The 11,346-nt window shown below is 67.3% G+C and carries 9 protein-coding genes; 4 read left to right on the forward strand and 5 right to left on the reverse strand.

Going from position 1 to position 11,346, the window contains the following annotated elements; all coding sequences use genetic code 11:
* Positions 1-13: 13 nt before the first annotated feature.
* A complete protein-coding gene (locus tag AC1M2K_RS02215) occupies positions 14-1,129 on the reverse strand; it encodes a mannose-1-phosphate guanylyltransferase (RefSeq protein ID WP_480237785.1) in 1,116 nt (371 codons plus the stop codon).
* A gap of 189 nt (positions 1,130-1,318) precedes the next feature.
* Here AC1M2K_RS02215 and sdhC point away from each other — a divergent pair, with 189 nt between their 5' ends.
* From sdhC to AC1M2K_RS02235, 4 genes are read left to right on the forward strand one after another with little or no spacing between them, the layout of a single operon-like run.
* Complete coding sequence (sdhC, locus tag AC1M2K_RS02220) at positions 1,319-1,738, forward strand: succinate dehydrogenase, cytochrome b556 subunit (protein WP_480239660.1); 420 nt, start codon at positions 1,319-1,321, stop codon at positions 1,736-1,738.
* 13 nt (positions 1,739-1,751) lie between these two features.
* Positions 1,752-2,198: a succinate dehydrogenase hydrophobic membrane anchor subunit gene (locus AC1M2K_RS02225; RefSeq protein WP_480239661.1), complete on the forward strand. Its 447-nt coding sequence runs from the start codon at positions 1,752-1,754 to the stop codon at positions 2,196-2,198.
* Positions 2,199-2,226: 28 nt separating this feature from the next.
* The gene (sdhA, locus tag AC1M2K_RS02230) at positions 2,227-4,026 is read left to right on the forward strand and encodes a succinate dehydrogenase flavoprotein subunit (RefSeq protein ID WP_480237788.1); all 1,800 of its coding nucleotides are present in this window, start codon (positions 2,227-2,229) and stop codon (positions 4,024-4,026) included.
* 1 nt (position 4,027) lies between these two features.
* The gene (locus AC1M2K_RS02235; RefSeq protein WP_480237789.1) at positions 4,028-4,795 is read left to right on the forward strand and encodes a succinate dehydrogenase iron-sulfur subunit; all 768 of its coding nucleotides are present in this window, start codon (positions 4,028-4,030) and stop codon (positions 4,793-4,795) included.
* A gap of 177 nt (positions 4,796-4,972) precedes the next feature.
* Here AC1M2K_RS02235 and ptsP read toward each other — a convergent pair whose 3' ends face one another.
* From ptsP to AC1M2K_RS02255, 4 genes are read right to left on the reverse strand one after another with little or no spacing between them, the layout of a single operon-like run.
* Positions 4,973-6,607: a phosphoenolpyruvate--protein phosphotransferase gene (gene ptsP / locus AC1M2K_RS02240; RefSeq protein WP_480239662.1), complete on the reverse strand. Its 1,635-nt coding sequence runs from the start codon at positions 6,605-6,607 to the stop codon at positions 4,973-4,975.
* Between the two features lie 58 nt (positions 6,608-6,665).
* The gene (locus AC1M2K_RS02245; protein ID WP_480239663.1) at positions 6,666-8,945 is read right to left on the reverse strand and encodes a transglutaminase TgpA family protein; all 2,280 of its coding nucleotides are present in this window, start codon (positions 8,943-8,945) and stop codon (positions 6,666-6,668) included.
* Entirely contained in the window at positions 8,942-10,345 is a 1,404-nt protein-coding gene (locus AC1M2K_RS02250) for a DUF58 domain-containing protein (protein ID WP_480239664.1), read from the reverse strand. Before AC1M2K_RS02250 ends, AC1M2K_RS02245 begins: the two co-directional genes overlap by 4 nt.
* 7 nt (positions 10,346-10,352) lie before the next feature.
* Complete coding sequence (locus AC1M2K_RS02255; RefSeq protein ID WP_480237793.1) at positions 10,353-11,321, reverse strand: AAA family ATPase; 969 nt, start codon at positions 11,319-11,321, stop codon at positions 10,353-10,355.
* Positions 11,322-11,346 lie beyond the last annotated feature (25 nt).

The following is an 11,346-nucleotide window of genomic DNA, read 5'->3' on the forward strand; positions in this document are numbered from 1 at the left end:
CCGCCGTCGAGACCTAGAGGACGTCGTCCCTGCCGGAGAGCTTGAGCGCGTCGACGACGCTCTTCACCCGCTGCGCGTTGGCGCTCGTCGTCACGAGCAGCGCATCGGGGGTGTCGACCACGACGATGTCCTTCACGCCGATCAGGCTGATCACGCGGTTGCTCTGGCTGACCACGATGCCGCTCGATGCGTCGGATAGCACGCGGGCGTTCTCGCCGAGAATGGCGAGGTCGGTTTTGCGACCACCGGAGTTCAGTTTGGCGAGGGACGCGAAGTCCCCGACGTCGTCCCAGTCGAAGTGGCCGGGAACGACGGCCAGCCTGCCAGCAGCAGCAGCGGGTTCGGCGACGGAGTAGTCGATGGCGATCTTGGTGAGAGTCGGCCAGATCCTGTCGACCGCGGGGCCGCGCTTCGCCGGGTCGTCCCACACGGATGCCAGTTCGACGAGCCCGTCGTGGAGGTCCGGCTGATTGCGCCGCAGCTCCTGGAGGAGGACGTCCGCCCTGCTGATGAACATGCCTGCGTTCCAGAGGTGCGTTCCCCCTGACACGTACTTCTTGGCGGTCACGAGGTTCGGCTTCTCGACGAACGAGTCGACGAGCAAAGCCGAGTCCGCTCCCGTCACCGCGAGCGGCGAACCGCAGTGGATGTAACCGAAGCCGATGGCCGGCTCGGTGGGCTGGATCCCGATCGCCGTGATGTACCCGGCGTCCGCCACCGCGACCGCCTGGGTCACCGCGGCCCTGAACAGCCGGTCCCCACGGATCACGTGGTCGGCAGCGAACGAGCCGATGATGACATCCGGTTCGCGATTCACGAGAATGGCGGCGGCCAGTCCGATCGCCGCCGACGAGTCACGCGGGTCGCTCTCGAGCACGACGTTGTGGTCGGCGAGGTCCGGCAACTGCGACTCGACGGCCGCCCGGTGGGCCCTGCCGGTCACGACCATGATCCGCTGTTCGCCCGAGAGAGGGGCGAGTCGGTCCCAGGTGGCCCTGAGCAGTGTGCTGCCAGACCCGGTGAGGTCGTGCAGGAATTTCGGCGCGTCCGCCCTGGACAGCGGCCAGAGGCGGGATCCGATGCCGCCGGCGGGGATCACACTGTAGAAGCGTTCGAGAGGACTGGTCATGCCCCTCAGAGTACCGGCAGGGCCGGTCGGGAACGGGAAACGGAGCAGGTCTCTCGACGTCAAGATACTTAGGCTGTCCTTACCGGCGGGCAGGCGGTTCGGGCCCGTAGACTGAACAAACGCGCCGTTTGTGACGCACGATCGCTGCGACCGGCGGTCGAGAACGCTTCAAGCAGGGAGGGCCGTTCGTTGTCAGTGAAGACTGCAAGGACACCACCGTTGGACTCCACGACCTCCCCTCGCCCAGCCGGGACGCTGTACCGGGGGCGCGAGGGAATGTGGTCCTGGGTATTGCACCGCATCACCGGTGTCGCCATTTTCTTCTTTCTCCTGGTGCACATCCTCGACACGGCCCTCGTCCGGGTCTCGCCGGAGGCGTACAACGCCGTGATCAGCACCTACCAGACGGAGATCATGGGCCTCGGCGAGGTCGCCCTCGTCGGCGCCATCGTCTTCCACGCCTTCAACGGCCTGCGGATCATCCTCATCGACTTCTGGTCGAAGGGCACCCGCTACCAGAAGGCCATGTTCTACATCGTGATCGCCCTCTGGGTCATCACGATGATCGCTTTCGTGCCACGGCACCTCATCAACGTCTTCAGCCACTAGGAGGGGAAGCACCATGTCTGCAACTCTCGACGCTCCCCGCAGCCCCGTTCGCCCCGCCCACAAGAAGGGCGTGAACTGGGAGAAGTGGGGCTGGATCTACATGCGCGTCTCCGGCGTCGTCCTCGTCGTGCTGATCTTCGGCCACCTGTTCGTGAACCTCGTCGTCGGTGAAGGAGTGAAGGCCATCGATTTCGCCTTCGTGGGCGGAAAGTGGTCTGACCCGTTCTGGAAGGTGTGGGACGTCACGATGCTGTGGCTCGCCCTCATCCACGGCGGCAACGGCATGCGCACCCTGGTCAACGACTACGCCAGGGGACCGAAGCTCAGGCTGGCGCTCAAGGCGGCGATCTTCGCGTCCGTCGCGATCCTCATCATCCTCGGCACCCTCGTCGTCTTCACCTTCGACCCGTGCCCGGCCGGACAGCCCGCCGACCTCCTCCCCTCGTTCTGCGCTGCGTAACGACCAACTGAATATTTTGGAAGCATCTGTGACTGTAGAAAACGACTCCACGATCATCGACGGAGTTCACTACCACCAGTTCGACATCGTGATCGTTGGGGCAGGAGGCGCAGGGATGCGCGCGGCCATCGAGGCCGGACCGGGGGCGAAGACCGCGGTGATCTCGAAGCTGTACCCGACCCGCTCCCACACCGGCGCGGCCCAGGGCGGCATGGCCGCAGCCCTCGCCAACGTCGAAGAGGACAGCTGGGAGTGGCACACCTTCGACACGGTCAAGGGCGGCGACTACCTCGTCGACCAGGATGCGGCCGAGATCCTCGCGAAGGAAGCCATCGACGCGGTCATCGACCTCGAGAACATGGGCCTTCCGTTCAACCGGACACCTGAGGGCAAGATCGACCAGCGACGGTTCGGCGGTCACACCTCCGACCACGGCAAGGCCCCCGTCCGCCGCGCCTGCTACGCGGCCGACCGCACCGGCCACATGATCCTCCAGACGCTGTTCCAGAACTGCGTCCGCCTCGGCATCAACTTCTTCAACGAGTTCTACGTGCTCGACGTGGTCATGAGCGTGGTCGACGGTGTCGAACAGCCGGCGGGCGTCGTCGCATACGAGCTGTCGACCGGTGAGCTCCACGTCTTCCACTCGAAGGCGATCATCTTCGCCACCGGCGGCTTCGGCAAGATCTACAAGACGACCTCGAACGCGCACACCCTCACCGGTGACGGCGTCGGCATCATCTGGCGCAAGAAGCTCCCCCTCGAGGACATGGAGTTCTTCCAGTTCCACCCGACCGGCCTGGCCGGTCTCGGCATCCTGCTCACCGAAGGCGCCCGCGGCGAGGGAGCGATCCTCCGCAACGCCAGCGGCGAGCGGTTCATGGAGCGCTACGCCCCCACGATCAAGGACCTCGCGCCTCGTGACATCGTCGCCCGCTGCATGGTCAAGGAGGTCGCCGAGGGACGCGGTGCCGGTCCGAACAAGGACTACGTCTACCTCGACTGCACCCACCTCGGCGCCGAGGTCCTCGAGACCAAGCTGCCTGACATCACCGAGTTCGCCCGAACCTACCTCGGTGTCGACCCGGTGACGGAGCCGGTCCCCGTGATGCCGACGGCACACTACGCGATGGGTGGCATCCCCACCAACGTCAACGCCGAGGTCCTCCGCGACAACACGACGGTGGTGCCTGGGCTCTACGCCGCAGGCGAGTGCGCATGCGTCTCCGTCCACGGTTCCAACCGTCTCGGCACCAACTCCCTGCTCGACATCAACGTGTTCGGCAAGCGCGCAGGCAACAACGCCGTCAAATACGTGCAGACCGCCGAGTTCCTCCCGCTGCCCGAGGACCCGGCCAGGGAGGTCCGCGAAGCGATCGAAGGCATCCGGTCGAACACCGGGACCGAGCGCATCGCCGTTCTCCGTCGTGAGCTCCAGGAACAGATGGACATGAAGGCCCAGGTCTTCCGTACGGACGAGTCCCTCGCAGAGGTCACCGAGACCATCCACCTGCTGCGGGACCGCTACCGGAACATCTCGGTGCAGGACAAGGGCCGCCGGTACAACACCGACCTGCTCGAGGCCGTCGAGCTCGGGTTCCTGCTCGACCTCGCCGAGGTCGTCGTCTACTCCGCCCGTAACCGCAAGGAAAGCCGCGGTGGTCACATGCGTGACGACTTCCCCGACCGCGACGACGAGAACTACATGAAGCACACGATGGCGTACCTGACCGGAGACGCGCAGTCCTCTGACGCCGCCGATCACATCCGCCTGGACTGGAAGCCCGTCGTGATGACCCGCTACCAGCCGATGGAGAGGAAGTACTGAGATGTCGACAGCCACACTGGACGCGGCAGCCCCCGCTCCCGCCCCCGAAGTCATCGAGTCGTTCACGGTCACCCTCATCATCCGCCGATTCAACCCGGAGGTCGACGAGCAGCCCAAGTGGGTCGACTACGACGTCGAGATGTACGCCACCGACCGCATCCTCGACGCCCTGCACAAGATCAAGTGGGAGCAGGACGGGTCGCTGACCTTCCGCCGCTCCTGTGCGCACGGCATCTGCGGTTCGGACGCGATGCGCATCAACGGCCGCAACCGCCTCGCCTGCAAGACGCTGATCAAGGACCTCGACATCTCGAAGCCGATCTACGTCGAAGCGATCAAGGGCTTGCCGCTGGAGAAGGACCTCATCGTCGACATGGACCCGTTCTTCGAGTCCTTCCGCGAGGTCCAGCCGTTCCTCATCCCGTCTTCGAAGCCCGGTGCGGGCAAGGAACGGATCCAGTCCGTCGCCGACCGCGCCCGGTTCGACGACACCACCAAGTGCATCCTCTGCGCGGCCTGCACCTCTTCGTGCCCGGTGTTCTGGACAGACGGCCAGTACTTCGGCCCTGCCGCCATCGTCAACGCTCACCGCTTCATATTCGACTCGCGTGACGACGCTGCCAAGGTGCGCCTCGACATCCTCAACGACAAGGAAGGCGTCTGGCGCTGCCGCACGACCTTCAACTGCACGGATGCCTGCCCGCGCGGCATCCAGGTCACTCAGGCGATCGCCGAGGTGAAGCAGGCGATCATGCGCGGCAAGCCGTAAGGCCCGGCCGCGTACTCCGAACCCCTCGCTCCTCCGGGAGCGAGGGGTTCGTGCGTGACGGGGCGGGTCGATCGGTCCCGAAGGGTCGTTCGCCCGATCGAGTGGTCCTGGAGGGGCGTTCGAGGTGCCTCACAACAGCCGTCCGGGACGACTCGACAGCATCCGGAGCCCGAGGCGTCAGTCGCGGGCGGCGGCCCGCGCTTCGGCCGGGCTCGAGGCGTCCAGCGCACGGACAGCGAGTGCACGCGCGTGCTCGAGCGTGTGCTGGCGCAGTTCCGTCCGCACCTCGGCGAGGGCAGAGGGGGCCATCGACAGGCTCGTCGCACCGAGGCCGACGAGCACGACGGCCAGCAGCGGATCCGCGGCCGCCTCGCCGCACACCCCGACCGGCCGTCCCGACTGGATGCCGGCGTCGCCGAGGAGCTTGACGAGCCGGAGAACGGCCGGGTGCCACGGGTCCTGGTACGACGCGACCGAACCCAGCAGGCGGTCGGCGGCGAGCGTGTACTGGGTGAGGTCGTTGGTCCCGATCGACACGAAGTCGGCGATGCCGAGCACCTGACCGGCCATGAGCGCACACGATGGGATCTCGGCCATCACGCCGGCGGTCTTCACGCCGAGCGATCTGGCGAGGGTGACGAAGTACTCGGTCTCGCCCGCGTCGGCCACCATCGGCGCCATGACGGACACCTCGGCGCCTGTCTCCGCCTCGGCAGCGACGATGGCGGTGAGCTGATCCCGGAGGATCGCCTCATTGGCGCGCGTGGCACGGAGCCCTCGCAGCCCGAGCGCTGGATTGTCCTCGTGGCCGGTGGCCAGGAACGAGAGGGGTTTGTCCGAGCCGGCGTCGAGGGTGCGGACGACCACCTTCTTGCCCGCGAACGCCGTGAACACGTTCCGGTACTGTTCCTGCTGCTCGGCGACGGTCGGCGCGGCGTCCGAACCGAGGAACATGAACTCGGTGCGGAACAGCCCGACTCCCTCAGCCCCATGGAGCAGCGCAGCGGCTGTGTCCGCCGGGCTGCCGATGTTCGCCAGCAGGGGGATCTCGGTGCCGTCAGACAGTTTCCCCGGCCCGATCGGCACCTCGACGCGCCGTGCGGCGAGGCGCTGCTGTGCTGCCGCCACCTCCTCGTCGGTCGGCTCGACGATCACGCTTCCGTCCGACGCGTCGACGAGGATGACCGTCCCCTCGGAGATCGACGCGGCATCCGTCACACCGACGACGGCGACGATGGCCTGCGAGCGGGCGAGGATCGCGGTGTGCGACGTCGGTCCTCCCCCGATGGTGACGAGGCCGAGCACCTTGCTGAGGTCGAGCGATGCGGTGTCAGCGGGGGCGAGGTCGTGGCAGACCAGGACGAACGGATGATCGACATCGGGAACGCCGGGCGCAGCGACCCCCTGCAGCCTCGCGATGGTGCGCTGCGAGACGTCGCCGAGGTCGGCGGCGCGCTCCGCCATGTAGCCGCCCATCGAGATGAGCATCTGCTGGAAACCGTGAAACGCCTCGAAGACCGACCGTTCCGCGGTGCGCCCCGTCGAGATCCGCGAGCGAACGTCGTCGAGGAGAGCGGGGTCCTGCGCCATCATCGACTGCGCGTCGAGGACACCCTTCGCTTCTCCTCCTGCGAGGTCTGCACGCTCGGCCAGGTCGGCGGCGACCTCCTGAAGCGCCCCGGCTGCGCGATCGAATTCCGCGTCTGCTTCCGCGGTCCGGTGACCCGTGCCCGGTTCGGGGATCGGATCAGGCATCCGGATCACCGGGCCGTGTGCGACGCCGCGACCGACGCCGACTCCCTGTAACCGCATGGGGTCTCCTTCCGGATTGACCTCGACCCTATCGCGACCGGTACCGGCCGCGTCCGATCTAGTGCCTGTTGATCCGGAGCGACCGGAGCGAACTCGCCGCGCGGAACCTCTGCCGCCTCGTCCGCCCGGCGCCGAGCGATCGCCTGAGGTCGTCGACGGCCGCCCAGACCCGGTCGGCGTCTTCGTGGCTCGGCCGCTCGGTCGAGAACGTCGCCCGGTCGGCGACGGATGCCAGCGCAATGGCGCGCTTGCCTCCGACGGTCGCCGCCACCTCCCTGCGCGTCGCCGACGGAGGTGGTTCGATGCCGTAGTCGACGGCCGAGTCCGCGAACTCCTGCCAGCCGCCTCGGATCCGGTCAGCCGGGTGGGGTCTCTTCCTGCGCAGCGCCCTGCGACGCAGCTTGGCCGCCATCACGGCGAGGAAAGGGGCAGCGATCACGGCCAGGACGAGGAGCGTGACACCCGCGATCTGGGCGACGAGAAGCAGGGTCGCCAGCAGCGGGTTCTCGGCCGTGTCGTCGTTCTGGTCGCTGTCTGCGGGCGGAGCCTGCTCGATCTCGTCGTCGTCTTCCTCCACGGGAGGCTGGACGATCGCGGGCGGGCGGGAGACCTTCAGCGGGTCCTCCGGCTCCTCTTCGGGGATCTCCCGCAGCGCGGGCACCGGGTCTGCCGTCAGCCACCGACCGGTCGAGTCCTGCACTTCGATCCAGGCGCTGATGTCCCCACCGGTGAATGTGACGGTCGCCGTGGGCTCAGGAGCGAGGAACCCGACGACGACGCGCGCGGGGAAGCCGAGCTGCCTGGCCATCAGGGCGGCGGTCACCGCGTACTGCTCGGCGTCGCCGATCATCGGCTTGTCCGTGAGCAGTTCCTCGATCCGGTCGATGCCGTGGCCCGAGCGGCTGGGTGGTTCGTCTACGCCGATTCCGTGGCTGATGTAGCCGTCGTTGCGAAGTCCGTCGAGCATCGCCACGAGCTGCTCCCCCGGAGCCGTGATGCCCTCGGTGTAGGTGTCGAGCTTGTCGCGGATGACGGCGGGGAGGTCGTCGATCGGAGGAAGCTCCGCTGTTCCCGGCGCGATCTCGGCGAGCTGGAACGTCGACGGCGTCGGGGTGACGACCGACGTCATCCGGTAACCGTCACCGACGACAAGGCCCTCGACGACGGCGCTGGTCCCGGTGAGGTCGTTGTAGAAGAACCTGGCGGACAGCGCGTCCCTGTTCTCACCGGTGAACTGCATCTCGGCGAGATGCCCGGCCCCGGGTACCCACACACCCGTGTAGCCGTCGATCGCAACGGAGAGCGACACGCGCTCCCCCCGCGCGGCCTGCTCGAGGCGGTACGGCACCCGGACGAACGTGCCTGAAGCGCTTGCGGTTTCCGCACTGCCGACGCTGTAGACGACGCCGTCGTACGTGTCCAGCGTGGCGATGCGGATCCGACCGTCCTGGGGCATCCCTGTGACCGTGAACTGCGGTTCGTTGACCACGTCAGGCAGCAGGTACCGCCGGAACGCGGAGAGCGGACTCGGGTAGTCACGGGGGTTGAACGGTTGTTCGATGTGGCTGCGGATCACGTTCCTGTCGTTCTCCGCCGGAAGCGCTGTGGCGAGGACGGCACCGCCGGTGGTCGCCACTGCGAGGATGAGCCCCGCGCTCACAGCACCGACCAGCGCGGCACGGCGGCGCTCCCGCCGCGACGGCGCGACGCTTGCTACGGCGCTGGCGTGCTGCCGCAAGTGTTCTCTGTGGCGCGCGCCGCGGAGCCAGATCAGCCACCCGAGCGTGATCACGAGAAGGCTCAGGCCGATCGCGAGCGGGTACCACGAGTCGTCGCGGCCGAAGGTGATTCCGACCACCAGGAGGATGATCGGCCACAGGACAGCCCATTCGGGATACCGGGCACGCAGCGCGACGGACAACGTGATCACCGTCGTGCCGAGGATGGAGATGAGGGCGGGGATCAGCAGGGTCTGGTACGACCCGACGGGGACGAGGATCGTGACGAGCTGCTTCCATGAGACAGCCGCGCCTGCCACGAGGCCCAGGAAGGCGTCAGGAGGCGGCAGGATGCCGGTCGTCATCCGGTCGGGCATTGCCAGTGGCACCCCGGCGAGCAGGTAGACCAGGACGGTGAGAGCGATGACGAAAACGCCGTGAAGCCGGAACAACCAGCCGATGAGCGCCACCGCGACGCCGAGGAGGATCGCGGAAACGGCGAGGGTGATGAAGGGTGGCGACTGGTAGACCGGCCACCACACGCTCGATGCCACGGCGACGGAGGCGATCGTGAAGATCACGGTCACGATGACGGAACCTGCCCTGGTCTTCGTCGTCATGCCGTCACCCTGGCCATCGACTGCTGAAGGTCTTCCAGGTAACCGATCGTGAGCACGGTGAGGCCGCCGGCCTGTTTGAAACTCGGAACGGCATCCGGATCGCAGAGGATCGCGACCACTTCGACGCCGGCGGGGAAGTGCTGGGCCGCGTGGCGCAGCGTCGTGACGCTCACGGTCGACCCGCAGACCAGGAAGGCGAGCGAGATGCCGGCGATTGAGTCCGCGGCCACCCTGGCCAGGTCGCCGAGTCCGAGGGCGGTGCCGGACCGGTCGACGCGGCTGAGGTCGTCGAGGAGCCGTGACCCGGACACCGACGTGAGCTCTTTCACGGCGAGGAGTCGCCTCGTGGCGAACTCGGGCGTGGATTCGCTGGCGACGACCGAGATCGTCCTGGCGTCACGGATGGCCCGCACCCCGATAGACCCGATGACGCTCACCGCCATCTCGAAGTCCTCGTCTCCGCCGTAATCCTCGTCGGCGAGGCTGAGGGCGAGCATGAGGTGGCTGCGCCTGGTCTCCTCGAACTGGCGAACCATGTACTGCCCGGTCTTCGCCGTGCTTTTCCAGTGGATGCTGCGCAGTTCGTCGCCAGGCATGTACTCGCGGAGAGCATGGAACGACACGTCGCTCGCCGTGAGGTCCCGTGTCGGGTTGCCCTCGAGGTCTCGCACGAACCCTGTGCTCATGCTCGGAACCGAGATCGTGCGCGGGTGGACGAACAGGTCGATCCGCTCGTCCCATTCACGTTCCCGGCGGACCAGGCCGATCGGGTCGGCCCGGACGGCACGAACCGGGCCGACGGGGATCACCCCGCGATGCAGCGCGGGCACGGTGAACACGTCCTCGTAGGTCTCGCCGGCGACCAGGCCGGGGATCTGGAAGTCTGCGAGGCCCTCACCGACGGGGACCTCGATCCGCGTGCCGGTGAGGAGTCTGCGGGTCGGGTTCGTCACTGTGAGCTGCCCGACGGCGCTCTCACCGGCAACGACACGGTTCACCGGGACGCTGAGCGACGCGTCGTGGGAGGTCCTGCCGATGAGGAACAAAGCGGCGGCGAGGATCACGAGCAGGCCGGCCCAGCCGACCGCGACGAGTTCGAGCCAGCCGAGACCGTAGCCGGCGGCAAAGGTGATGGCGACGGTCGCGACGATTCCCCAGCCCAGTGGCGTCACGACGGAGGTGACCGCAGCCCACCAGGCGCCAGCGCCACGGCGGACCCGCCGCCAGAATCGGACGACAGCCACGACGACGTCGGCGAGCGCCCCTTCCCGCGACCCGACAAGCCTGGTTCTCGCGTTGTTGAGCTGGGTTTCGCCGAGCACCGTCTGCGACTCGGCACGGGTCAGGCGGGAGCCGTTCCTTCGTGTCGTCGTCCCGCCAGAGATGCTCTTCTTGACCATCTCGGGCCTATGCCACCCGGCTGTCGGTGGGAGGCGGGGTGTCGATGAGGACCTGGGCGATGACGTTCGACGGGTTGACACCGTCGAACTCTGCTTCGGGGTCAAGGATGAGGCGGTGGGAGAGCACCGTGTCGGCGAGCGCCTTCACGTCGTCGGGGATCACGAAGGGGCGACCGGATGCTGCCGCGAGCGTCTTCGACGTGCGGATGAGCGCGAGCGCGCCGCGCACGCTGGCGCCGAGGCGGATCTCCGTCGCCGTCCTCGTGCCGTCGATGATGCGGGCGACGTAGTCGTTGATGGAGGCGTCGACGTGGACGGTCGTGGCCAGTCGTGTCATCTCCGTGATGGTGCTTGCGGAGGCCACAGGCGAGATCGTGCCGTCCCCGGTCGAGTCTGAACCCTCGAGGATGCGAATCGTCGACTGGTGGTCGGGGTAGCCGATGGATGTCTTCATGATGAATCGGTCGAGCTGTGCTTCGGGCAGGCGGTAGGTACCTGCCTGCTCGATCGGGTTCTGGGTGGCGATGACCATGAACGGCGAGCCAACGGGGTGCGTGATGCCGTCGACGGTGACGTGCTGCTCCTCCATCACTTCGAGCAGGGCGGACTGGGTCTTCGGGCTGGCCCGGTTGATCTCGTCGGCGAGCACGATGTTCGCGAAGATCGGCCCGCGGTGGAAGGCGAACTCTCCACTGCGCTGGTCGTAGATGCTGACGCCGGTGATGTCGCCGGGCAGCAGGTCGGGCGTGAACTGCACGCGGCTCGCGGTCCCGGCGATGCTCTCGGCCATGGCTCGGGCGAGAGAGGTCTTGCCTGTGCCAGGGACGTCCTCGAGCAACAGGTGGCCGCGGCTGAGCAGGGCGGTGAACGACAGCCTGATGACATGGTTCTTGCCGAGGAGCACCTGCTCGACGTTCTCAACGAGCTGGTCGCAGACCCCGGCGAACCAGGTTGCCTGTTCGGGCGTCATCGTCATCTATCGGGCCTTCCCCGGTCGGATC

The sequence above is a fragment of the Mycetocola sp. Y171 genome (assembly GCF_056713165.1).